22 protein-coding genes, 3 pseudogenes and 1 other annotated feature are annotated in these 24,217 nt (G+C 41.3%); of the genes and pseudogenes, 5 read left to right on the top strand and 20 right to left on the bottom strand.

Going from position 1 to position 24,217, the window contains the following annotated elements:
* Positions 1 to 72: 72 nt before the first annotated feature.
* Genes AC3ZVC_RS14080 through AC3ZVC_RS14070 form a run of 3 tightly spaced genes read right to left on the bottom strand, consistent with a single transcriptional unit; the run spans position 73 to position 1,266 of the window.
* The gene (locus AC3ZVC_RS14080) at positions 73 to 552 is read right to left on the bottom strand and encodes a GNAT family N-acetyltransferase (RefSeq protein ID WP_490063854.1); all 480 of its coding nucleotides are present in this window, start codon (positions 550 to 552) and stop codon (positions 73 to 75) included.
* Positions 553 to 570: 18 nt separating this feature from the next.
* Positions 571 to 747: an amino acid transporter gene (locus AC3ZVC_RS14075; RefSeq protein ID WP_490063853.1), complete on the bottom strand. Its 177-nt coding sequence runs from the start codon at positions 745 to 747 to the stop codon at positions 571 to 573.
* Positions 748 to 759: 12 nt separating this feature from the next.
* Complete coding sequence (locus tag AC3ZVC_RS14070) at positions 760 to 1,266, bottom strand: GNAT family N-acetyltransferase (protein WP_490063852.1); 507 nt, start codon at positions 1,264 to 1,266, stop codon at positions 760 to 762.
* 457 nt (positions 1,267 to 1,723) lie between these two features.
* On the opposite strand from AC3ZVC_RS14070, the gene AC3ZVC_RS14065 reads away from it, so the two are divergent.
* Both AC3ZVC_RS14065 and brnQ read left to right on the top strand, forming a co-directional pair.
* On the top strand, positions 1,724 to 2,095 hold the full coding sequence (locus AC3ZVC_RS14065) for a cyclic-phosphate processing receiver domain-containing protein (protein WP_490068933.1): 372 nt from the start codon (positions 1,724 to 1,726) through the stop codon (positions 2,093 to 2,095).
* Positions 2,096 to 2,273: 178 nt separating this feature from the next.
* Positions 2,274 to 2,516, top strand: a binding site (T-box leader).
* 50 nt (positions 2,517 to 2,566) lie between these two features.
* Complete coding sequence (gene brnQ / locus AC3ZVC_RS14060; protein WP_490063851.1) at positions 2,567 to 3,904, top strand: branched-chain amino acid transport system II carrier protein; 1,338 nt, start codon at positions 2,567 to 2,569, stop codon at positions 3,902 to 3,904.
* 414 nt (positions 3,905 to 4,318) lie between these two features.
* Here brnQ and AC3ZVC_RS14055 read toward each other — a convergent pair whose 3' ends face one another.
* The 6 genes and pseudogenes from AC3ZVC_RS14055 to AC3ZVC_RS14030 form a co-directional block, all read right to left on the bottom strand.
* Positions 4,319 to 5,683 carry a S8 family peptidase gene (locus AC3ZVC_RS14055; RefSeq protein ID WP_490063850.1) on the bottom strand — a complete coding sequence of 455 codons (1,365 nt, stop codon included), beginning with the start codon at positions 5,681 to 5,683 and terminating at the stop codon, positions 4,319 to 4,321.
* A gap of 273 nt (positions 5,684 to 5,956) precedes the next feature.
* Positions 5,957 to 6,772 carry a GNAT family N-acetyltransferase gene (locus AC3ZVC_RS14050; RefSeq protein WP_490063849.1) on the bottom strand — a complete coding sequence of 272 codons (816 nt, stop codon included), beginning with the start codon at positions 6,770 to 6,772 and terminating at the stop codon, positions 5,957 to 5,959.
* A gap of 273 nt (positions 6,773 to 7,045) precedes the next feature.
* A complete protein-coding gene (locus tag AC3ZVC_RS14045) occupies positions 7,046 to 7,723 on the bottom strand; it encodes an NAD(P)H-dependent oxidoreductase (RefSeq protein ID WP_490063848.1) in 678 nt (225 codons plus the stop codon).
* A 102-nt stretch (positions 7,724 to 7,825) separates the two neighbouring features.
* Positions 7,826 to 8,341, bottom strand: coding sequence for a GNAT family N-acetyltransferase (locus AC3ZVC_RS14040; protein ID WP_490063847.1), 516 nt, complete (start codon positions 8,339 to 8,341; stop codon positions 7,826 to 7,828).
* A 17-nt stretch (positions 8,342 to 8,358) separates the two neighbouring features.
* Positions 8,359 to 8,469: pseudogene (locus AC3ZVC_RS14035) on the bottom strand (GNAT family N-acetyltransferase); the annotation flags it as partial.
* A gap of 15 nt (positions 8,470 to 8,484) precedes the next feature.
* Positions 8,485 to 8,871: a VOC family protein gene (locus AC3ZVC_RS14030; RefSeq protein WP_490063846.1), complete on the bottom strand. Its 387-nt coding sequence runs from the start codon at positions 8,869 to 8,871 to the stop codon at positions 8,485 to 8,487.
* A 229-nt stretch (positions 8,872 to 9,100) separates the two neighbouring features.
* Between AC3ZVC_RS14030 and AC3ZVC_RS14025 the strand changes: the two genes are divergently transcribed.
* Positions 9,101 to 9,802 (top strand): hypothetical protein, encoded by a 702-nt coding sequence (locus AC3ZVC_RS14025; RefSeq protein WP_490063845.1) that lies wholly within the window; start codon positions 9,101 to 9,103, stop codon positions 9,800 to 9,802.
* Between the two features lie 33 nt (positions 9,803 to 9,835).
* Here AC3ZVC_RS14025 and AC3ZVC_RS14020 read toward each other — a convergent pair whose 3' ends face one another.
* From AC3ZVC_RS14020 to AC3ZVC_RS13990, 7 genes are all read right to left on the bottom strand, one after another.
* Positions 9,836 to 10,867, bottom strand: coding sequence for an STAS domain-containing protein (locus tag AC3ZVC_RS14020; RefSeq protein ID WP_490063844.1), 1,032 nt, complete (start codon positions 10,865 to 10,867; stop codon positions 9,836 to 9,838).
* Between the two features lie 232 nt (positions 10,868 to 11,099).
* Positions 11,100 to 12,521 carry a sensor histidine kinase gene (locus AC3ZVC_RS14015; RefSeq protein WP_490063843.1) on the bottom strand — a complete coding sequence of 474 codons (1,422 nt, stop codon included), beginning with the start codon at positions 12,519 to 12,521 and terminating at the stop codon, positions 11,100 to 11,102.
* Positions 12,505 to 13,191 carry a response regulator transcription factor gene (locus tag AC3ZVC_RS14010; RefSeq protein ID WP_490063842.1) on the bottom strand — a complete coding sequence of 229 codons (687 nt, stop codon included), beginning with the start codon at positions 13,189 to 13,191 and terminating at the stop codon, positions 12,505 to 12,507. Before AC3ZVC_RS14010 ends, AC3ZVC_RS14015 begins: the two co-directional genes overlap by 17 nt.
* A gap of 71 nt (positions 13,192 to 13,262) precedes the next feature.
* Entirely contained in the window at positions 13,263 to 14,318 is a 1,056-nt protein-coding gene (locus AC3ZVC_RS14005) for a hypothetical protein (protein WP_490063841.1), read from the bottom strand.
* Between the two features lie 144 nt (positions 14,319 to 14,462).
* On the bottom strand, positions 14,463 to 15,833 hold the full coding sequence (locus tag AC3ZVC_RS14000; protein WP_490063840.1) for an MATE family efflux transporter: 1,371 nt from the start codon (positions 15,831 to 15,833) through the stop codon (positions 14,463 to 14,465).
* A 577-nt stretch (positions 15,834 to 16,410) separates the two neighbouring features.
* Positions 16,411 to 16,773 carry an ArsR/SmtB family transcription factor gene (locus AC3ZVC_RS13995; protein ID WP_490063839.1) on the bottom strand — a complete coding sequence of 121 codons (363 nt, stop codon included), beginning with the start codon at positions 16,771 to 16,773 and terminating at the stop codon, positions 16,411 to 16,413.
* Entirely contained in the window at positions 16,773 to 17,189 is a 417-nt protein-coding gene (locus AC3ZVC_RS13990) for an SRPBCC family protein (RefSeq protein WP_490063838.1), read from the bottom strand. The genes AC3ZVC_RS13995 and AC3ZVC_RS13990 overlap by 1 nt, the downstream gene beginning before the upstream one ends.
* 192 nt (positions 17,190 to 17,381) lie before the next feature.
* On the opposite strand from AC3ZVC_RS13990, the gene AC3ZVC_RS13985 reads away from it, so the two are divergent.
* Positions 17,382 to 18,179: a DUF169 domain-containing protein gene (locus tag AC3ZVC_RS13985; RefSeq protein ID WP_490063837.1), complete on the top strand. Its 798-nt coding sequence runs from the start codon at positions 17,382 to 17,384 to the stop codon at positions 18,177 to 18,179.
* 99 nt (positions 18,180 to 18,278) lie between these two features.
* Positions 18,279 to 18,893 carry a class I SAM-dependent methyltransferase gene (locus tag AC3ZVC_RS13980; protein ID WP_490063836.1) on the top strand — a complete coding sequence of 205 codons (615 nt, stop codon included), beginning with the start codon at positions 18,279 to 18,281 and terminating at the stop codon, positions 18,891 to 18,893.
* A gap of 752 nt (positions 18,894 to 19,645) precedes the next feature.
* On the opposite strand, the gene AC3ZVC_RS13975 is transcribed toward AC3ZVC_RS13980, so the two are convergent.
* The 4 genes and pseudogenes from AC3ZVC_RS13975 to AC3ZVC_RS13960 form a co-directional block, all read right to left on the bottom strand.
* Positions 19,646 to 20,818 (bottom strand): phenylacetate--CoA ligase family protein, encoded by a 1,173-nt coding sequence (locus tag AC3ZVC_RS13975; protein ID WP_490063835.1) that lies wholly within the window; start codon positions 20,816 to 20,818, stop codon positions 19,646 to 19,648.
* A pseudogene (locus tag AC3ZVC_RS13970) lies at positions 20,818 to 21,605 on the bottom strand (ABC transporter ATP-binding protein). The gene AC3ZVC_RS13975 and the pseudogene AC3ZVC_RS13970 overlap by 1 nt, the downstream one beginning before the upstream one ends.
* A 273-nt stretch (positions 21,606 to 21,878) precedes the next feature.
* Positions 21,879 to 23,057 (bottom strand): ABC transporter substrate-binding protein, encoded by a 1,179-nt coding sequence (locus AC3ZVC_RS13965; protein ID WP_490063834.1) that lies wholly within the window; start codon positions 23,055 to 23,057, stop codon positions 21,879 to 21,881.
* Positions 23,058 to 23,153: 96 nt separating this feature from the next.
* A pseudogene (locus tag AC3ZVC_RS13960) lies at positions 23,154 to 24,214 on the bottom strand (branched-chain amino acid ABC transporter permease).
* Positions 24,215 to 24,217: the final 3 nt, after the last annotated feature.

Raw genomic sequence — 24,217 nt, 5'->3', positions numbered from 1 at the left:
GCACTAAGCAAATGCATGCATTTTCGGGGATGTCGCCCCTTCCGCTCCAATCCACTATGTAGATCGAACTCACTATCTTTCCATTAAATAACTATAAATGTACTGCTCACCAATCTTCCCCATTTTCCTTCGGCCGGTATCCTGGAATCCTGCTTTTTCATATAGTTTCTGGGCAGCTATATTTCGTCTGTTCACTGCCAAAACAACCTCGCTGCAGCGCGGAAATTCCTTTTTCACAAATGGCTGCAGCTGAGCCATGCCCTTCCAGGCATAACCTTTCCCCTGTTGCAAAAAATTAATGGACAGCGCGGTCAGAAGCATAGCTGAGGGATTTTCAGTAAACTCTTTAACTCTTTCGGTAGTATGCAGGATAAAAAAGCCTACAGGATGATCATCTTTGGTTATAACAACGGGGAATTGACCCTCTCCTGTTTCCAAAACTTCTTTCGGCAATGCAGTAAACTGTTCCTGCTCCTCCGGAAGCTCGAAGGAAACCAGCGCGTCCTTATGCTCTGTACACAATTTTTGCAGAACGATTTTCTCTTTATTCATATCCATCCTCCTGAAAGGTCAATCAAAAAAGTTCATAATGATAATAAACAGGATCGATACAGCAAAGAAGCTAATAAAGAAGTATCCAAAAAATCTTAATGGTCTCGGAAGCTTCTTTAATTCCACTTTAGCTGGACACCCTTCAATCTTATTTAAATGGTCCGTCGCATCATTAAATGTTTTTTTATCAGGCAAGCCGTCCTCTCCTTATACATTTTTATAATAAAGAACTGTTGCATCTAGTTCTCCGCCAGCAGATTTCGCATAACCAGGAATTTTACCGGCTTTGATAAAGCCCAATGATCGATAAAGATCATTTGATGGGTCTCCTTCTCTTGTATCAAGAATGAGCAGGGTTCTGCCAACCCGCTTTGCTTTCTCCTCAGCCGTTTGCATGAGTAAGCGTCCAATGCCCTTCCGGCGCCTAGAAGTATCTGTCATTAATTTTGCGATCTCTGCGCGATGGCTGCCATTCTGTTTGGTGCATAAATGCAGCTGTACTGAGCCAACAACTTTACCATCCATACGTGCTAAAAATAAGATGACATCATCCGACTTTATGATTCCTGCCCAATATTCCTCCGCCTCCGACCTTTCTAATGGCGGCAAGAAACCTATTGAAGCTCCCTCTTCTACTACATTTATTAAAAGATCTGCTAACTCGGCTTCATATTCTTTAATGGAATAGACCTCCAGTATCTCTAGTTTCTCCATACGTCACCCTCTCTCTCTAATTCGAACTGTTAAATCAGTTCTTCTCACTTTAGCCTTTTGACCTCTTCCTCCAATTAATCAAGCCGCTTATGGATGTATAAAAAATCGGCAGGTATACGACTAAGACAATTACGAACCAGAGCACGCTCAATTCACCCTTCAAACAGCATTCTCTATAAATATTCCATTCTATAATTTGATTTCCTTCATATGCCTACTTTTTGGGAGAAAAATTTTTCTAACAAAAAAGCTGTGTCAGCCTCAATGCGACACAGCATTTTCTATAAATTCAGTTAGTTTAACTATCTAAACCAGCCTTTCTTTTTGAACCATCGGCAATAATATCTGTTTTCGGGAAAGTTCGCCATTCTATGTTAAACGTGGTACAATAAAACTGTATGAAAATACTAAAGGGGCTAACATTTTCTTAAGAATCCCTATTAAGGAGCAATAACTTATCGAGAAAATTAGTGTTTTCCTTGATGACTATCGATCAGCGCCAGAGGGATATGTTTTAGCAGAAACCCTCGATGAATGTATGGATTTGCTGCAGACTTTTTCAATTGAACATCTCTCATTAGATCATGATTTAGTGCATCCAGACAGAAATGGCTTTTTGCTCGTACAATTGATGGTTCAGAAAAAATTATTTGCTAACCGCATTACCATCCATTCTGCCAATTCAGTCGGTGGGAAAGCAATGTACAAGCATTTAAAACAAGCACAGGAAGATGCGATTATGTGTCAATCAATTATTGTTGCTTTAAGACCTCTGCCTTTAAATTTTTATCCGCCAGGTTTTATGGAGCATTATTTGGAAACCATTTAAACAACTGCTTAGTGAATATAAATTAATAATATATCAAAAAAAGAGCCCCGAAATGGAGTTCTTTTTTTGATATATACTTCTTATCGCTGGGATGCGTTATTGCTATTTAAAAAAAAGGAATTTAAATTGCCTAAAAATATTGACTTCTCTATTTTTGTCTGATAAATTATTTTTAAATAATAAATCGCTGACGAGAAGAGTAAGTCAGGATCACTGTTCCAAAGAGAGCCCGCACTTGGTGAAAGCTGGCGTTCAGTGCCTGTCTGAAGATCATCTCCGAGATGCAAAGCTGAAACAGAGTAAGCTTTGACGGGTTTTCCGCCGTTACAATGGAACGCGTATGATTGTACGTAGCTGAGTGCTGCAGTTTTTTGTAACTGCAGAATTAGGGTGGTATCGCGAGCACAGACTCGTCCCTTTCATAGGGACGGGTCTTTTTTATTTTTAAAAACAAAGGAGAGTTTACAAACTATGAAGAAATTTGACAGCTTATTTATCGGACTCATGTTATTTTCAATGTTTTTCGGAGCAGGTAATCTGATATTCCCTCCATTTCTTGGAGCCTTATCCGGCACTTCCTTTTGGATGGCCATGGCCGGATTTATTTTAACAGCAGTTGGATTGCCTTTTGTTGTCCTTCTTGCTATTTCCCTTGCTAAAGGTGGTGTAGATGCGATTGCCAGCCGTGTGCATCCTCTCTTCAGCACAGTATTTATGGTTGTTATCTATCTATCAATCGGGCCGTTCCTTGCCATTCCGCGAAATGCAAGTGTTGCCTTTGAGATGGGCGTTATGCCTTTCTCGAATGAGTCCTGGAATTCCACACTGGTATTGTTCTTGTATACAGCGATTTTCTTCTTACTCGTGTATGTGATCAGTTTAAACCCAACCAAAATGGAGAAATTCATGGGCCGCTGGATTACACCTGTTTTACTTCTTTCAGTGGTTGCCCTTTGTACTGTAGCTCTGGTTAATTTGGACGCAACACAACTTGCACCTGCAGGCGGCTATGAGAGCGGCGCATTTTTCAAAGGCTTTCTTGAAGGCTATAACACCATGGATGCACTTGCTGCACTTGCTTTTGGAATTGTGATCCTTACAGCCATTCAGAAAAAAGGTGTACGTGATGAAAAGCAATTATCCCGCCATACTTTAAAAGCTGCTCTGGTTGCAGGTACTTTATTGGCATTAGTATATGTCTCTCTGGGCTTGATGGGCGGAAAAATGGCTGCTAACGGCACATTTGAAAACGGTACAGCTATTCTTTCATCTGCATCTACTTTATTATTCGGTAAAGCTGGCACAGCCTTCATCGGCTTTATCTTTACGCTTGCCTGTTTTACCACTGTTGTTGGCTTAACAACAGCATGTGGCCAATATTTTTCAAATCTATTGCCAAAAGCAAGCTATAAAACCATTGTCATTGCGGTTACACTTGTTGGTTTTACATTATCAAACCTAGGATTAAGCCAGATTTTGAAAGTATCGGTGCCTTTCCTTGTTACTGCTTACCCATTAACCATCGTACTTATTACACTAAGCTTTTTTAATCGCTATTTTAAAAATCCGCGAAAGGTTTATGGAAGCGCGATGCTATTCACGGGAGTATTTGCTGCATTTGGCGGTTTAAGCGCATTCGGCCTAGACCTTGGAGCTCTTCAAAGCTTGAGAAACATCCTTCCTTTTGCTTCAGTCGGTATGGAATGGGTCGTTCCTGCCCTTGCAGGTACAGTAATCGGAATGCTATTAAGCAATACCGGCAAACAGGAACCCGCTGGAGCAGAGCAGCTGGATGCAAAAGCTTCTTAATGATAGTCTCTGTTAAACTTGAGTGTTGAATCAACATTAAGCTTTAACACAGCTAATCCGAAAAAAACAGGCTGCTCGCTTGCCGGCAGCCTGTTAATTATTTTTTGGCTCTTTTCTATAAGATTATTTATTTTTAATGGCTCTTTTCGTATAGATTGTTGTGTTTGGACTAAAAAGCTTGCCCATTGATTTCCGCTCCAATCACTTGCTTTCCGCGGGGAGGTTCACCGCTCGGCCCGCGGTTCGCTGAGCATCCTTAAGCGGGTATCAACCACTCCTCACTACTAGTTTAAAAAGCAACAAAGTTTGCACTGTTTTGTTATTTTCCCCCTTTGGAGGATTTCTTTTCTCTAGTATGTATCTAATAATATAATAAAGCGATTCCCATTAGAGAGAATCGCTTTGAATTTTTTACTAATCTTCTTTTCCAAAAATTGAATTTCTGGCACTTATATAACCAGCCCCATACACATAGGGATTTTGATTTACTGGAAAATCCCCCCATGCATCTGCCCCATCCTTAAGCTTCATTTTTAGCAGATCAGGTGACAGCTGGCGGTTGCTTTCCAGGATTAAGGCAGCAACTCCTGCGCAAATCGGTGTAGCCATTGATGTTCCAGATAAGGAGAAGTATTCAGTGCCTACTCGTGCTGATTTTTGAAGCTTATCCAAATAGGAGTTTGGCGACCGCAATGATATGATATTTACACCAGGTGCTACTACATCGGGCTTAACCAGCTCACTTGCCAGCGTTCCCCTGCTTGAAAAGTTTGCTATTGTATCACCTTCACGGTCAGGCGTGTCACGATCGTCCATTGCACCGACTGTTATAACTTTTTTACTGATGCCCGGACTGGCAATCGTTCCAAAATTCGGACCTGAATTCCCTGCTGCAACACATACAACAATACCTGCATCCCATGCAGCCTCTACCGCTTTTACCATCATATCTTCTTCTGGATCGCCTACAGGTGAGCTTCCAAGGGACATGCTGATAATATCAATTTTGGGATTATTATTTAGGTCCCTGTTATAATCGATGCACCACTGGACACCTGCCATGACGGTAGATAAGGACCCTGATCCAAGCTTATCAAGAACTTTTACCCCTATGAGGTTTGCATTCGGAGCAGGTCCCCGATAAACCCCTCCGGATGCGATGCCATTTCCAGCAGCGTCCCCTGCACAATGGGTACCATGGCCATTATCATCATAAGCATCTGGGCGGTTATTAATAAAATCCTGGAATTCAATAATTCGAGTCTGCTGCGTATCAGGGTTCTGCAAATCCTGGTGCGGGTAAATACCCGTATCGATGACAGCTATCGTAACATCTTGTCCTGTAAAGGAACTGCTATCCCCCAGCGCTGCTCCTGCCTCAACTGAGGGGGTGGCAACGTCTAGTAAAGCTTGTACTTTTCGATCGTAATAGATTTTGTGTATATAGGAGCAAGATGTTAATAGATCGTCCAGAGCAGCTGGTGTCATTTCCATACTGCAGGAGGAAATACTAGAAAAGCTTTTGTTTACTTTTGCTCTAAAATGCCTTTCAGAAATAACATGGCATTCTTTTACTGCATCAGAAAAACTGCAGTCATTTTTAAATTCAACGACTACCGGGAAGCTTTTTGTTCTTTTTAGCACTTTTTCCAAAGGAGAATGCAAAAAACAAGGTGTCCATTTAAAAGGTGTATAAAGGTGAATCAAATCCTGGCGCAGGTGCAGATCCAGTTTATCTGCATGTGCACGCACCATTTGTATCATTGAAAATCCAAACATGTTTGTCCTCCTTTCATAAGCTAGTAACAAGCTATGAAAAGGAAGAAAAAGGGAACGGTGTTTGTCCAATACGCTAAAAGAATGACAAAATAAAGGAAGGCTGACAGGCCTTCCCTCTATTTATTAATATGCTATTAAACTAGTCTATACAAGTTTTTGACAATACTTTTTATCCTGATAGCCCTTTTCCTTAAAGAATCGGTGGGCTTTATCTGTTCGCCTTCTAGCTTTTTATTAAATATAGCCTCTTAATTTATCTTATACTTATTCATTTTAAATATAATCTTTGATCCAAATTGCTTTTGTATAGGCGATTTTAAGCCCTGCCTTTTCCATATTATTCTGGCTGATTGAACCAAACCTTGCCTGCCCTGTGATGAGGCTGCAATTATGGGTTATGGCCTGATAGATACGTGCTTGAATTAATGCTGATTGGACTCCTTTGTTCCGTAGCTCCGGAATAGTTGCGGCTGCAGCAAGATTTGCAATGCCATTTTTCATATAAAGCACTCCAATGCCAGCTGGCTCATTGCCAACACTAGCAAGGTAAAACCTCCAATGGCAGCTGTCAAAAAGGACCTCATTGTTTTCTGATATACCGTTCCTCAGGAAATCAGGCATCCCAAATCCTTTTGTATAAATATCGCCAAATAGATTGAATTCGTGTTTCTGCAGCCTGCGAATTTCAATAGCAGAATTTATGGGTGAGTCAACTAGATAAGAGGGTTCTGCAAACATCGTTGTATGGAAGTCACATTGATAAAACCCTTTGTTGTGAAGAAATTTTAGTAAAGCAGGTGAAGCATGCGATGGTGTTAATTCTAAGCGGAGAGGTATTTCTTTTGTGCTGTAGAAATCGATTATATTATCAACAGCTTCTTCGTCCCCGTCTTTTAAGCCTTTAACAAGATTAAAAGCTGGCCCAGGAATATTTTTCACTGAAAAGGCTATGGCATTTCGAAATTTTTTTATGCCTACACCCATGGGATTTCCATTCCTATTCTTAATAGCCGTTAGCCTGGACACAAGTGCATCAGTTTCTGCCTGGTCCAGTTTCTCTGCAAGCTCAGTATTCATTACCAGATTCATAGTTGCCACCTCAATCTTCATCTTTTTTCAAGCGGCCAAAGGCATGAAGAATCTTATAACTGCAAGAATGCCTTGCCACTGTCTTCGTGCAATCTGAAATTCATTTTCAAACTGTCCCCAGCTCCAGGGAATATCCCAAATCCCATCACTTGAAATTTGTTCTATGTAAAAGTCCAGATTTCCCAGCATTTCCCTTAGAATAATTCTTCTCTGTTTGAATGCCATTTCCTTTTTTATTGCCTAAAAAAAAGGAAAAGAGTACAAGCTCTTTTCCTAGTCGATCCACTTAACAATATCATCAAACGGCCTGCGGGTCTTTGCCCTTGGCTCTTTTACACGGTACCCAAAAGCAACCATAACTGAAAGGCCAAAGCTTCCTTCTTCCAGCAATCCCTCATCATTCAATAGCTTATTCATTTTTTCAATATCAAAGCCTTCAATTGGACAAGAATCGATGCCAATCTGGGCCGCAGCTGTCATCATATTCCCAAGTGCTATGTAGCTTTGTTTGCACGCCCAATCAAATAACGGACGATCCCCATCCAAAAGGTTAAAATCAGACTTTTGGAATTCTTCAATCCGCTTTAAATAATTGGCCATAAATTCTTCCGGCATACCTAATTTATTTTTAAAATGATCCTGCAAATATTCCGAATCATACCTGGTATCTTTTTTGGTTCTTGCCAGAATTAATACAAAGTGGCTTGCCTCTGGGAGTTTCCCAAATGCCCCCCAGGAAGCATTTTTAATCTTATCGCGAAGCTCTTCATTTTGGACGACCACAAAACGCCAAGGTTCAAACCCGAATGAACTTGGTGACAAACGCCCTGTTTCCAAAATCAAACGGAAATCATCGTCTGGAATCTTTTTATTCGGATCAAACTCTTTTGTTGCATGCCTGAAATGGTAAGCACTCAATATTTCTTCTTTTAAAATTTCCTTATTGCGCAAAACCAAAACACTCCTTTCATTTATATCTTTCTTAAAAGTAACACATAGCAAAAATACATTCATGAAATAAGCATTTTAGTTTATCCTATTATTGTGAATTTATTAGTTTTTAAGGCGCTTCTGGTATTTGCTGTGCCCGTCAGTTACTCCAATGCGTTCAAACCCGTTATTTTTGTAAAAACCATTCAATTTTGGGTTGTTTTCAACACAATCAAGCTTAAGGTACTGTTTATCAGTAGTTATTTCTTTATCAATCCATTTTAAAACGGCTGCACCCAGCCCTGTTTTCATAAATTTTGGCTTCACCGCAAGCCTATGCAGATAAAGAGAGTCATGATTCGCTTCCTCACCAAAAATATGCTTGTCCCAGTCGTTTTGCTCAGAGCATAAAGTAAAGGTTGCCGCTAATTCATCAGCTTTTGTAACAAGATATGTATTTCCCTTAGAGACGGACTCCTTTATTTCATCATCTTCGCCGCCTTCCAATAAATATTGCCATTGGTCAATTCCTTGCGACTGAATCCATATTGCCACTTCTTTCAGCATATCTATGATTTGTCCGCATTCACCTTCACTTGCCATTCTAACTTGATAACCATCAAGAATATTTGCCTGCATCACACATACCTCCTAATCTATAAATCCATCGAAAGCCTAAGCATCGCTTTGCATTGTATCCCACTTTCAAAAATGTTTTCTTTATAATGGCGCACAAAATAATCCCGATCGACACCAGTAATCCTAAATCTGTTCCTAATCTATTAGCCAAAAATGCGATTAATCTGCGTCTGCTTCTCTTGCTCTTCAATGTATTCAAAAAAACCTATCGCATTTCCCCATGGATCGCTAAAGGTCGCCCATTTTACAGGAACCTCTTTTCTTGAAAAAATCTCGAAATGTTCTACCTTTAATTCATTCATAACCCTTTCACGCTCACCCTCCAGATCTTTTACACCCAGCCGAATCGGACCGCTCCGGTCACTGGAAAGCCCTTCAGCCACCTGGAGCCAGCACCCAGGAAGGAGCTCCCACTCTGCAAATCCCTCATGGGGAACAAAATCAGGTTCCTTATTAAGCAATGTCTCATACCATCTCTGGCCTTCTTTAATATCCGATACGCGAATTTGGACCGTCATCTCATAGATCACACAACAACCCTCCTGTTCTATTCCAATTTATGTATTTCGGTAAACCTTTTCTGTTTCCTGCTTTGCAGCTTTATCGTTAAATAACTCAAATTTAAAACCGTGCGTAATACATTAGGTTCGCTCCCTGATGTAAAGTTGGATTACTTATCAATATATGAAAACATAAAAAGCTATCATAACAGCGTAACTATTTTTTGGAATTTCCGTCCATTTAGTAAGGGGGAATAATATGAAAATTTCTTTTGTTTTTATCATACTTTTAGCGCTGCTATCCGGCTGCAGATCAACGCCTTTTGATACACATACAGTAATTGATTGGGTTGATTTTATCAAATGGGAAGGCAGGGAATATAACGGCATTTATACAGGTTTTTTAGCAGACGAAAAGTTCTTGGGAGAAAAGGCTGGAGAGGTAAAATTCCGGGTTGCAGACAATGTCACGAACCCAAATTACAAAATTCAAAATGGAGATGCAGCTTTTCATGAAAAAGGAACAGAAATCTATGCCATTAAAGGGCGGCCAGATCTAATTGCTGTTAAAAATCCGGACGAAATTAACGGATATTCTGTCTACTATTCAGTGGAAAATGAGGAGTTTAACTGGCATTTTGATGACATGCCTGCTGAGCGTGTAGAACGAATTGAAATCTACAGGCTCTACACACAGAAAGGAGACAAAAAAATATCAGAATTAAAACAGAAGGATGATCTTACCCAATTCCTGCAGTTGCTAAAAGACAGCAAGAACCAGCCAAGTTTTAATCCGAATACAGCAAAAGGAGACCCTATTTTCTATAATATGATTTTTTATACAGGTGAACCAGTTGCCTACAAATTCAATATGCAGTTTGACGGCACCGTCTATTACTGGCACCCATGGGAAACAGCCATTTTACCAGACTCAATAAAAGAGTATATTTTAGAGCCGTAAAAAACAGCATTGATCCCCAATGCTGTTTTTACACTATTTCTTTTTTGCAATCTCAAGCCCCAATTGTTCCAAAGCATATGATATACCTTGCTGCAGGATGGAAAAACACGGAATTTTTGTTTCGGTATGGCCTCTTTCGATTATTTGCACACTTAATTCTGGTGATATGCCGACGAATATGCATTGAGTGCCCAACAATGAAGCTGCTTTTACAAATTTTTGCAGGAAGTCGAGTGTGTATTGATCGACACCCTTTAAAGCCGTTAAATCCAATATAAGGTACTCAGCCTTATATCTAGGTAAATTCAACAGTGTCCTGTTTAAAAGTTCCTCTGCTCTAAGCTCTTCATATTTTCCAACCAAAGGAATGACCAAAATGGAATCAATGACCGGAATGATCGGTGATGATATCTCTTTAATAATTTCAGATAATACTCTGGTCTGTTCAGTGATTTTTTGTTCCATTTCTTTTTGGGCAGCCTGAGATTGTTCTTGGATCATGGCGTTTACATTCAGTGATGGCGTTATTTCAGATTCAAAGAACTCGTATTCGGAATACTCGTCCCCTTGTACCTGGCTTTTTACTACCTTGTACCACACCTTGGTTTCAAATAAGCCGCTTAATACTCCTGCCCAATGCCCCGGCAGAAAAGTGCCTTCTGTTTCTTTCTTTTGGGCCATATTAATTTTATATTCCCAGCTATTTTTGACACGCACGATAGCTTTCTTTTCCTCCAGGCAGAACGATACAATGTCGGTTTTCCCCCAGCCGGCAGTTAAGTAAATATTCGGAAGGTGGTTTATGACGGTTTCTTTTTCTTTATCGGATTCCAAATAAAATTTGCTTACGATTTTACCCGTACGATAGCCAGCAGTTTCAAGAACCAGCTTGGCCGGCTTTGCACCCGAGATTTCCTCAATTGAGTCAAGCAGGGTTTTAAAGGCTGTATTCACCCAAAAAAGAACAACTTCGTCATTTTCAAAATTAAAGGTTCCCTCATCAAGATCCCAATCAAAAAGAGAACCATTGACATCCACTTCATACTTGGTAGATTTAGATTCCATCGAATGTCCTCCCTGCGTTTTAGAAGATTGAATTTTTTTCTGCAGTCATCTGTTTATGAATATTACTATTCTACCCTCTAGGTTATTTTGGAGTCAAAAATAGATATGCCGGCTGGTAAAAATTAATTAAATTTCAAGCTATGTTATAGTGGTTGAGTTTCGCATCCTAGAGTCTGAAAGTGCACAAAAAACAACAAAAAGGATAAACGAAGCAAAAGTACCTTGCTTACATCTATCCTTTTTCTACCCATACGATTGAAAATGCACTTCCAGTATTTGAACTATCCTTTAAGATTAAATTGGCGTTTAATGCTTTGGCGAGCAGCTTGCTGAAGGGCAAACCCAATCCAAGCCCTCTTACTTTTAGCTTTTTTTGTTCGCCTCTGTAAAAGCGCTCAAAAATATATGGCTGCTCCTCAACAGGAATACCAGTTCCGGTGTCTTGAACATCAATATATCCGTCCTTTAAAGTTACTGTGATATGGCCATTTGTATCAATTGCCTGATAAGCATTATTTAGCAGATTAATTAACACTTGCTGAAGTCGGTAGGGATCCGTTGACCGATAAATCGTTTCATTTGGTACTTCGACGCTATATTGAAAATCGCTTTTTTGGGTTAATGCCCATTGGCGGACAATGTCCTGAACAAGTTTATTCATATCACAGATTTCAGGCCGTATTGAAAAAGCACCAGCCGAAAGGGAGTTGAAATCCAGTAAGTCTTCTATCATCTTCTGCAATCGATTGACTTCTTTTAACGTTATATCAAGAAACTCCTGCTTTTCTTCACCGTGGACAACCCCATCCCGGACAGCCTGGACAAGCCCGCTGATGGAGGTAACCGGTGTTTTCAGGTCATGTGTGACACCAGCCAGTAATTCTGCCCGAAGCTTTTCAAGATGCATGAGCCTTTCCGTCATTTCTTTGAATGAGGTGATGAGATTATGAACTTCTACCTCATTAGCTGAAGCTTTTAAGTCAATTTCATAATCCCCTTCACTCACTTTGGCAGCAGCAAATGCTACTTCCTGGATGGGCCGTGATATTTTAAGCGATAGGAAATAAATCACACTCCAGCCGAGCAGCCCCAATCCGACCAGCATAATAAATAATAGTCGGTATTCCTGATTCACATCCGTCAAATCATCAGCGCTCTGTACGACGACAACCCAGCCAACTTGGTTTTCATCAACTGTTATTGGCGTCTTGACTGTGTAAACAGACTGGCCATCCTGTGTTTTCATCCTTTTAACATTTTTTTCATTTTCCAGCAATTCAGCGGGCAGTGTTCCAAGCCCAGGGCCAGCTTGACTATTTCTTGGCATGCGGCCTGCTTTTTTATAAAGAACCTGGCCAGTTAAATCACTAATAAGGACTTGCGGCTCAAATTTAAATTCCAGCAATTTTGCCCTTTCCTCCAGCATTCGATTGAAAAAAGGATCAAATTCAATATTGCCGTCCTGCTGCACCACCCGATCCGCTGTTTCAACAGCTACATACTGCATTAAATTCAGCCGGTTTTCAAGGGTTGTTTGCCTGATCCACCACATCGAACCCGCCGCTAAGATAATGAGTCCAACTAAAAGGGTAAAAAGATAGCGGGTCGTCCAATAACGGAGCAAGGTGGTCCGTTTTCTATTTTTCATAAACATGGAATTGGTACCCCATTCCTCTTAGTGTGCGGATTTCACCTTCCGAAACCGGCCAATCTGACAAGGCCTGCCGGATTCTTTTTACAGCCAAATCGACTGCACGGTCGCTTCCATCATAATCCATTCCCCAAACATGTTCAATCAGCTGTTCCCTTGTAAAGGTTTTGTTCGGCCTTTCCGCCAGAAATAACAGTAATGATAAATCACGAGGCGTCAAATTTACTTCTTTTCCATTTAAGAATATTGTATGGGAATCAAAATTAATGGCCAGACTGCCAAATTGCTTTATATGTTCATCAAGGTAAACATTCGGAGAACGCCTTAAAACAGCATTCACGCGTGCAACTACTTCATCCCCTATAAAGGGCTTGGAAATATAATCATCAGCACCTGTATTGAGGCCTTTTAATTTATAATCAATATCACCAAGGGCCGTAAGCATAATGACAGGACAGGCGCTTTTTTCACGGATTTTTTCGAGAACACTCCAGCCATCCATCTCGGGCATCATGATATCCAGAAGCACCAGATTGGGCGAATCTTTGAAAAATAAATCAAGTGCATCCTTCCCGTTATAAGCCGACAGGACTTCAAACCCTTCACGTTGCAAGTATGCACTTAGAACCTTGGCGATAGCCAGTTCATCCTCTGCGACCAGGATTTTTTTCATATTACCGCCCTCCAATAACTTTACTATACAAAAAAATCCCCGAAATTGTATACGGGGATTTTACAATCCTTTTAAATAGCGTCGGCAGATGTTTGCTCAGCTTCATTTTCGCCGCCCATGAATCCTTGCTCTCCCATACCGCCCTCATGGAATTTTCCGTCGTGGCCCTTCCCCGGACCATTAAAATCCATACCATGACCGCCTTTCATGCCCATTCCCCTCATTCCAAACCCTTTCATTCCTAAAAGGTCTTCGCCAAGAACTTCTTGTAATTTTTCACTATCTTTTATATCTATTTCTGCAATCAGCTCAGCTGTTGTTTGATCTTTAGTGGAAATCCCGAGTTCCTTGGCAAGATTCACGACTTTCTTTTCCCTGACTTCCTGAGCAATTTGCTGAAGGTATTTGCCATCAATTGTGATTCCCAGTTCTTTTGCTTCTTTTTTCACCTTTTCGGATGCAACCTCCTGGGCGACTTCGCGGATATCCCTGCCTTCAACCGTTATTCCAAGCTTTTTAGCTTCATTTGTTACTGAAACCGTGAATATTTCCTGAGACAAAGTCTGTAAATCCTTTCCTTCTATAGAAATTCCAAGTTCTTTGGCTCGGCTGTTTATTGATGCTGTCTGAATATCCTGCATGAGGGTCTCTGCATCTTTCCCATCCGTCGCTACACCAAGATCTTTAGCCTGTTTCTGAAGTTTTGCTATACGTAATCCTTGTTTAAGAGCTTGTACATCTTTCCCATCTGTTTTGATGCCTAGATTTTCCGCTTCCTCTTTTACCTTTGCTAGCATTACCTCTTCCATAAGCTCAGCCGTCTCCTTCCCTTCCGTTTTGATTCCCAGTTCCTTTGCTTCCTTTTTAATTTCGGCAGCCCGGATTTCCTGCATCAGGGTTTGAGCGTCTTTTCCATCTGTCTTAATGCCAAGCTCCTCAGCTTTTTCCAGGATCGATTCAGAATCACCAGCGAATCCATGATGACCAAATCCCTTTCCTTTAAAGTTCCATGTTAGGGCCTTTCCTGTTTCGGTCGATGTTTCCGCATCTATCGCATAAGAAGTTGTTGCATACCCTCCTGCCAGTAATACACCTGCAATCGTTAAACCTGCTAATGCCTTTTTCATACGTATACCTCCTGAACTTTTTATAAGGACAAGCATCGCTTACCCTCGCCTTTACTATATCGGCCCAATATGTCAGGAAGATGTCAAAGATCCTATGGCAAAAAATAAAAATCGCCTGTACCATGGATAGGCCAGGCGATATATTTATCCTGCTTCTTGAACCTCTGCACTTACAAACTTTCGCTTTTGGATATAGATCAGCCTCATTGAAAGGCAAATTCCTGCAGCAAGCAATCCGATTGTTAAGCCAATCCAATAACCAGTTGCTCCCAAACTTGTATAGTTTGCCAGAACGTAGCCAACAGGAAGACAGATCAGCCAGTAAGCAATCAGTGTAATAATAAAAGAAATGTTCACATCCTTATAGCCCCTTAATGCAGCTTGCGCTGTAGCTTGAATGGCATCAGAAATCTGGAAGAACAAAGCATATATAAGGAAATGGGCAGTAAGAGCAATAACAGCTCTTTCATTCGAATAAAAACCAGAAACCTCATAGCGGAACAGAACCACCAGGAGACCGGTTAACAAAGCGATCAAAATCGATAAATAGATGCCGAGCCAGCTGTAGGCCTTTGCATCCTTATACCTTCCTGCTCCAACTTCAAAACCGACTAGTACAGTCTGTGCCATCGAAATGCTGATTGGGATCATATACAGGAAAGAAACGATATTTAATGCTGACTGGTAAGCGGCAATCGTTGTCACATTAAACTTGCTTATTAAAATAGTCACAACTGCAAACATACTTGTTTCAAAAAAGATTGACAGCCCCATTGGCACACCAATTTTCAAGATCTCTTTGCATCTTTCCCATGAAAAGTCCTGTAGATTCCTAAAAATATTGTACCCTGAAAATGGTTCTTTCGTTTTAATAATCAAAGCAGTCATGACAAGGATAAACCAATAGGTGAACGAAGTTGCATAACCGCCGCCTGCTCCTCCCAATTCCGGAAAACCCCAATGGCCGAAAATAAGCACGTAATTTAAAAAGAAATTTATCGGGAGCGAACAAAATAAAATGACCATAACCACCCGAGTTTTGCCAAGTGCATAGATAAAAGATCTAAGTACGTTAAAAACAAATAACGGAATAATTCCGAAGCTAAGGCCAATCAAATAGCCGCGTGCAGTTCCTTCTACAGCTTGCGGCAAATTCATGCTGTTCAGTATAGCATTCAGCAAAACAGACCCGATGGCAATCACAGCAAATGCAAGGATAATGGCGAGATACACTCCATTTTTTACAATCGATGTCACTTCTTTATTCTTTACCTCGCCAAATCGCTGTGCAGCAATCGGTGATACAGCCATCAAAATACCGCTAAGCCCGGTAAAAACAGGATTCCAAATCGAGGAACCAATCGCTACTCCGGCAAGGTCGGAAGCATTATATCTGCCTGACATGATTGTATTAAAAAAGACCATTGCAAACATGCCAAGCTGCGTAATCAAAATCGGGATCAGCATAATCGAAATCTGCTTAACCTTCTCTTGTAAAGTAAATGTCTGATACATTGCCAAGGACTCCCTTACAAATAATGAACACAAATTTCATTATATTATATCTTCTTTGAGAAAGACCTAAACTTTCAAGTGAAAATTTTTATCATCCTGGCAGTTGATGATATTTAACTGCAAGTTGACGATCTTTTTTTGATCAGTTGATGATATATTTACGCTGTTTTCGCAAAGTTTGTTGCTTTCGAACCAATTTTAATCACTGAGTTGATTGGAGCGGAAGGCGCGAGATCCTCGAAAATGCTCCCACATTTTCTTCGTGCGGTGTCCGTTCGAAGAAGCTTATTCAACGTCCTACGGGAGTAGCGTTCCAAGGGAGACCCCGCAGACGCAGAGCGTCGAGGAGGCTCCCGGTAGCCCCGTGGAAAGCGAGTGCCTGCAGCGGAAATCAACGGGCAGAGTTCTTAAGCAAAAACAACAATCTATACGAAAAGAGCCTATATTTAACAAGTTGACAATAAAAATGGCAAAGTTGCTAATATCCTATCTTTTCGGTTCCAAATCTTCCCTTAATAGAGGGTGAAACGCCCTTAAAACAAGAAAAAAGAGCCTATCTCAGCTCTTTTTCTCAAAATCATTCACTTTTTTCATCAATCTCTACTACTTTTACCCCATCATCCCCGTCTTCAACAATATGTTTGAGCTTTAGCAGCTTATTATTCCAAAATTGCTCGTAAAACGACAGCCACTGCTTTAATTCTGTCAGCGGTTCAGGCTGCAAATGATAAATTTTTTCCCTTCCAACCTTTTTCCCGCTGACCAGTTCAGCCTCTGATAATATGTGAAGATGTTTTGATATCGCCGTACGGCTAATCGGAAAATGAGCGCTGATCTCGGAAATAGGACGCTCTTTTTCAGCAAGCAGCCTTAGAACCTCTCTTCTAGTCGGATCGGCAATTGCCTGAAACACATCATGCTTCGGGGCAGACGAACTCATTATTTCTCTAAAACCTTGCCAAGGTTCTCCAGAATTCCAGTCCAGCCATGCGACATTCTTTCACGGATAACCGCGCTTTCTTCATTAGCTTTCGGAAGAATTGCTTCAGGCTGTTTCCATCCTCCATGAATAAGAGTGAACTCTGTTTTTCCGCCCAAATCTTTTAAAATAAATGAAACTACCCAGCCATCTTTATCCCAGGTAAAAGAAAGACGATTTGGCTCATCCAACTCAATGACCTTGCATGGGGACGGACCAAACGGTGATTGCAAATGAAACTCATAACCCAATTCAGGCTTGAAATCATTCGGCATAAACCAGGATTCAATTCCTTCTGAAGTTGTAACAGTCTTCCATACTTTTTCAATTGGCGCATTAAAAATAACGGTTTGTTTGATATCCTGCAATGTTTCCATTTATAAATTCTCCTTTATAGTAAAAATATAACCATTTGGTTTCACTTATTATATAAAACCTTTTGGTTTCATGTCAATCTCCATAACAAGTTTAGCTTTAACAAATGATTCCTGAATTTAAGGCTAAATAGGCAGGTTAAACCATATAATTAACAGAATATTATATTTACCAGTTTTTAAGGAGGGTTAACGATGCAGCAAACTGTCCATACACAAAAGCTATCGGAGCTGGAGACTGCGATTCATACATATGTACGGCCTGACACCTTTCCGCTTGCTATTAGAGTAATGAAAAAAGAGGAAATTCTGCCTGAACGGGTAAAGCGTCCTGCTAAAGACTTCGGCAAAACGTTCAGCATATGCCAGGGTGTGACAATGGCAAGGCGATACGGTTGGTCTCTTGCCATGGGTGGGGAGGATTTATCCTGCCCAATTGCAAAAATTGCATTTGGATTTGAAGAAGAACTTGACTATTACACAAAAGGAAGCCTGACAGATGGCATGTACACAAAAACTTGTGATTTAGGAGCGTTTACGGAAGCAGCTGTTCCAAAGTTTACAAGAGAAGAAGCAGGAACAGTTTTGTTAGCTCCACTGGGTAGGGCATCGTTTGAACCAGATGTAATCGCTGTCTACGGAAATTCAGCACAGGTTATGAGAATGGTCGCTGGAGCCCTCTATCACACAGGCGGGGAAATTACTTCCAGCTTTACCGCCAGGGCTGATTGTGCAGATATTGTCATTAAAACGATAAAGACCGACAAACCTCAAGTCATCCTGCCATGTTATGGTGACCGTGTTTTCGGCCAGACTCATGATCATGAAATGGCCTTTACGATTCCTTATTCCATGGCAGATGAGTTCATTGAAGGGTTAAAGCAAACCCACAAAGGCGGGGTCCGCTACCCCGTTCCAACCTACCTGCAATATGAGGCTAAGTATCCGGATACCTATGAAAAACTGAACGACATGTTCGAAAACAAACAATAATCCCTTGAAGCTGGGACTTCTATAGAGGTACCAGCTTGTTTCATTTTTACAAAAAGGTAAAATAGAGAAAGAACCTAATTGTGAAAAGAGATGAATATAATGAACAACTTCTTCCCATCCATATATGACCTAGCCATGCGCCCGCTTGAAAAACGGAAATTCCAGCAAATACGAAAAGAGTTACTCTCCCACGCTGCCGGCCGTGTTTTGGAAATAGGTGCAGGCACTGGCATCAACTTCCCATTATATAAAAATGCAGAGTATGTTGACGCCATTGAACCAAATCAAGGTATGATTGAACAGTCACACGCGCGCAAGGCAGCTGCCTCTATTCCAATTCAGGTCCATAAGCAATCAGCTGAAAAGCTTGATTTTCCTGATGGCACCTTTGACACGGTTGTTGCCACGCTCGTTTTCTGTACGATTCCAGATCCAGTAAAAGCACTAAAGGAAATCAAAAGGGTAAGTAAGCCCGATGCAAAAATACTATTCTTTGAACATGTGAAAATGGAACAGCCCATTCTCGCATTTGCCCAGGAAGCCTTAAATCCTCTTTGGAAACGAGTCTGCGATGGCTGTCACTTAAACAGGAACACACTGCAAATTATCCAGGAATCCGGGCTGCAGGTCACAAACGTGACATCTTATTATAAAGGATTGTTTTTGGTGGTAGAGAGTGAGAATGACAAAGTAATCCATCATCACTCTCTGTGATTAACCGATTATAGTCGTTAATCCTGATTTGTTAACGACCTTTTCCCTCCTGCTTTGGCCTTTATCGTCGTTATTCCGATTTATTAACGACCATTCCCCTCCTGCTCTGGCCATTATCGTCGTTATTCGGGCTTATTAACGACCATTCCCCTCCTGCTCTGGCCATTATCGTCGTTATTCGGGCTTATTAACGACCATTCTCCTTCTGCTCGGGACTTTACGTCGTTATTCCGGCTTATTAACGACCATTCTCCTTCTGCTCGGGACTTTATCGTCGTTATTCCGGCTTATTAACGACCATTCTCCTTCTGCTCGGGACTTTATCGTCATTATTCCGGCTTGTTAACGACCTTTTCCCTCCTGCTCTGGCCATTATCGTCGTTATTCCGGCTTGTTATAGACTACTCATCATTCAATGGCATTATGGTAGTTAACCCATCCTTTCCATCTTGTTTTGACAGCATGATACTATTAAAAAACCTCTGTTTAACTTGTCTGTTGATTTCTGCTCAAGAAGCTCGCTTTCCAAGGGCGGTCCGGTAGCACCCTCGGCTTTATACACCTGCGGGTTCTCCCTATGACTCGCTTTGCGTGCAAGACATTGTATAAGCAACCGCGAATAAACACCGCACGGAGGAAATACGTTTGCATATTCTAGATCTCGAGCCTTCTGCTCCAATCAACATAAGACAAAATTAACTATAAGCTTTTACAACGCCATAAAAAAGAAGGCCCAACAGCCCTCCTTTAGCTTAAACCTTTTTTAATTCGTAATTCCGTTTGTCGACCAGCTTTTTATCATCCTTCTTAATGGTGCCGGCTGCTGCTTTTTCCAAAATCGATTTTACCCTTATCACATCCTGAATTTTCACAGAAAGCCCAGGATCTAATTCCCTTTCAGATTCAATTAAGATCTTAAATTCGTCCTGCCCCTTATCATTTGTGACAATAGCTTGGAAATCTGAGTACCCTGCTTCCTCCAATACTTGAGCAAGCTGCTTTTCCCTTACGAACATTCCTTTCACTTTAACGCCATCGCTTACACGGCCAAGCACTCCGGCAATCCTTTTTCCTTCATAGCCTTCAACCCAGCGTGAAAGATCACCCGTTCCAAATCGAATGAGCGGGTAGCTTTTATCAAACAGTGTGACAACTACCTCTCCCTCGCCTGCTGAAACTTCCTTACCAGTTTGGGGATCACAAATTTGCACAATAGCTGTATCCGTCACTTTTAAACCAGGCCCTTGTTTATCCTGAAACGCCAGGCAGCCGCAGTCCGCTGTCCCATATCCTTCAAAAACTGCAATGCCATTGTCCTCGCACCTTTGCCGCATTTGTACAGTCAGCATTTCTGCTGTAAAAAATACTTTCTCGATGACTATTTCCTTGCCGACTTTCCAGCCCTTTTCTTCTATTGCGTCAAGCAAAAGGTTAAAGAAGCTTGGCGTCCCTACATAACCGGTTACCTTCACATCCTTCATCACCTGGATCTGCAGCTCGCGGTTCCCTGTTCCGGCAGGAACCACAGTTGAACCTAATTCACGAAGAGCCGAGTCAAACATAAAGCCGGCGGGTGACAGGTGGTAGGAAAAAGTGTTTTGTACAATATCATCCTGATTAAACCCCGCTGCCTGAAGGGCTTCTGAAAAACGCCAAAAATCTTTTTCATGGGTTTGCGGGTCATAGATTGGTCCGGGCGACATAAAGATCCTTGCCATTTCATTTGGCTCCATGGCGGCCAAGTTTCCGAAAGGCTGGCTGGCAGACTGCAGTTCAGGCAAACGATCTTTTTTAAGTACAGGTATTTTTACCAGATCCTTAATCGATTGAATATCATAGGATGATAGGCCGGCTGCATCAAGCTGCCTTTTAAAACCCGGAGCTTTTTCATATGCATGCTGAATCAAATCCTGCAGCTTTTCCACTAGAGCCACCTCTTTCTTCTTTTATAGGATTTAATATCTTTATAGCTTTTCCGGCCTTTATCGCCCATGCCCAGGTAAAATTCGCGCACATCCTGATTGGAAAGCAATCGTTCCACTGTTCCATCCATTACAATCCGGCCATTTTCCATGATATAGCCATAGTCTGCAATCGAAAGAGCCACATTGGCATTCTGTTCAACTACCAGAATTGTCGTTCCCTCTTCTTCATTGATTTTTTTAATGATGCCAAGATCTCTTTCACTAATAGCGGCGCGAGTCCTAACGATGGTTCATCCAAGAGGAGCACTTTAGGTTTAGCCATGATGCCTCTGCCGATGGCGAGCATTTGCTGCTCCCCGCCTGAAAGATAGCCCGCCTGGCGGTGCTTCAGAATTTCAAGCTTCGGAAAATAATGATAAACTTTTTGGATATCACTTTTAATATTTTTTCGGTCCTTACGGGTATGTGCGCCAGCAATTAAATTATCTTCTACAGAAAGATGCTTGAAAACGCGCCTGCCTTCCATGCATTGAAAAATGCCTTTTTTCACAATGGTTTCTGCATCGCTTACATCAATCCGCTCGCCGTATAATTCGATAAAACCATCAGTTACTTCGCCATTTTCGCTTTTTAGCAAACCGGAAATAGCTTTCAGTGTAGTCGTCTTCCCTGCACCATTGCTACCCAGCAGGGCAACAATTTTCCCCTTAGGGACGACCATTGACATCCCTTTTAGAACTAGGATGACCTTATCGTACATCACTTCAACATTGTTAATTGTCAGCATGCTTTATCCTCCCAGCTTCTTAATCTCGCTGAACCTTATTTTATTAGTTATTATCTTTATCTATTAAGCCGTCCAAGGTTTATTCTTCAGTTTTCGACTTTTATTCTCTAAATCTGACATTTCTTTGCTGTTTTAAGCATTTTATTCGCCAATCCTTGACAGATTGTTCGCTAAATTCCCCACTTTATTAGCTAAATTCACTCGGCCAATTAAAGCTTGCACACTCCTTAAAATTCAACAGGAGGCGGGTTATCAACCTCGCCCCCAGTCTTTTTAGTAGCCGATATAGTCTGTGAACACTTCGAACTTCCCGTTTTTGACTTCTGCCAAACGGATTTGATTTGTGCCTGCATGGCTGTCAGCTGTGAACGTAACTGGTGCAGCCAATCCTCCAAGGTCAAGGTTTGAAATTTTCTCAAGTCCGGCTCGGATGCCTTCGCCCGTTGTCGGATCTTCAGCAAGCTTTATGCCTTCAACCATAATCTTTGCAGACACCCACCCCTGGATAAACTTCTGGTTTTTGTCTTCCAGCTTTTCACCCTTGCTCTCTACATACTTTTTAACCTCTTCCATACCAGGAAGATCTTCATATGGGAATGCATGAGTTACGACACCGATAAACCCTTCAGCAGCATCGCCGGCAATTGGAAGCAAACCTTCCCCGGTAGCCCAGTTTAAACCGATAAATTGTGTATCCAAACCAAGCTTTTTAGCATCCTTTAGAATAGTTGCCGTTGCTCCCCATGTTTGGTTAATAATCGCATAATCAGGATTTTTCTTTTCCATATTCAATAATTGTGATGTTGCATCAAGCGTCTTCAAGTCAACAATTTGTTCATCAACAATTTCTATGCCATTTTCCTTTGCATAATTCTTGGCATCTTCGATGGGAGACTTCCCAAATGCGGTATCATTGTAAATTAAAGCTACAGTCGGGGTTCCACCAGTGTGATTGTCTTTTATCCACTTTAATACAGATCTTGCCTGGTCAGAATAGGATGCAGCAGCCAGGAAGTTATATGGGCTTTCATCAATATTTTTTAGGTTCTCAGAGTAAGAAGCTGAGATAAATGGAAGTTTGTCAGCTGCAACCTGCTGGCGAAGTGCCTCCGTATCACCTGTACCCCATCCTAAAATGGCAGCTACTTTATCTTTGGACTTTAACTTTTGATATAGCTTCTGTGCTTCAGGAATTTTGTACGCATAATCGTCACCGATTAATTCCAGCTTATTTCCGTTGATATCCTCGCCTGCAATGTATTCAAAAAATGCTTTTTCCCCTTCTGCATAAGGTGTACCTACATCACCCGTACCTCCAGTCAGGTCAAAAATACCGCCGATTTTTACTGTACCTTTTTTGTCGGCCGCAGCTTCCTCACTGCCGCCTGAACAGCCAGCCAGCATTCCAGTCATTAGTGTTGCTGCCAATAAACCTGCCCAAAATTTCTTCATAATGCTCCCCCTTATTACTTCTATTTTTATTAAAAATTGAAAGTATACATCCTTTTAAATATACTTTCAAAATTTTCAGATATTATTGCCCGGGAATTAATAAGAAAACGGCCAAAGTTTAAAATAATCCTTAATATTCTTCCAGATTTCGCAAGACCCTGTGGTTCATAAATTAAGAACAAGATAATTACCAGGCCAAATACAACTTCCTTCATCCCGATTAAGACGGTCGATAAGTCAGGGAAAAACCCGCTTAAAAGCTCTACACCAGATCTTAGAACAACTGGCAGAAGAGTTATAAACACTGCTCCATAAATTGACCCGAACACACTGCCCAATCCGCCTACAAGTATAATCGCCAAATACTCGATGGACACTGTAATGCTATACAGCTCAGGACTAACCACCATCGTGTAATGACCAAGCAAGGCACCTGCAATTCCTACGAAAAAGGAACTTACAATAAATGCCAGAACCTTAAATTTAAACAAATCAATTCCCATTACTTCTGCCGCCACGTCACGGTCACGCACAGCTATAAATGCCCGGCCAACCCGTGATCGAAATAAATTAAGGGTGAAAATAGTAGTAATAACGAGAACTGCAAACATCAGATAGTAATAACTGCGCTCGCTGTAAAAAACAAATCCTCCCAGTTCCGGCCTGGATAACACCATACCGGCTGTGCCTCCTGTAAGCGAATCCCACCGGGAAATGACAAATAGGATAATAACTTGTGCAGCCAGGGTGGCGATAGCTAGATACAATCCTTTCAGCCTGAGCGATGGCAATCCGAACAATCCGCCCACAATCGCAGTTATAATACCTGCAGTCGGCATGGCAATCCAGAAGCTTAACCCCAGCTTGGCTGTCAGAATGGCAGAAGTATAACCTCCCACACCCAAGAATGCACCGACCCCTATTGAAATTTGCCCCGTAAAACCGGTAAGGATATTTAATCCGATTGCACCTATTGCTGCAATTCCACACAGTGTAGCTAAACCAATTACATAATCGGAGGCAAACATTGGGAATATCGCGAAAACAGCTAGAAGAATGAAGACCCGCATCCGCACTCTGGAAATCTTCCAGATGGCCATATCCTGTTTATAATTCACATGGAATTCTCCACAATCCATTACAAAGGGATTTCTCATCGT

Source organism: Cytobacillus sp. C11.1 (genome assembly GCF_058145115.1).
Note: the sequence above shows the minus strand (reverse complement) of the source record. Positions and strands in the feature narration are given on the sequence as shown.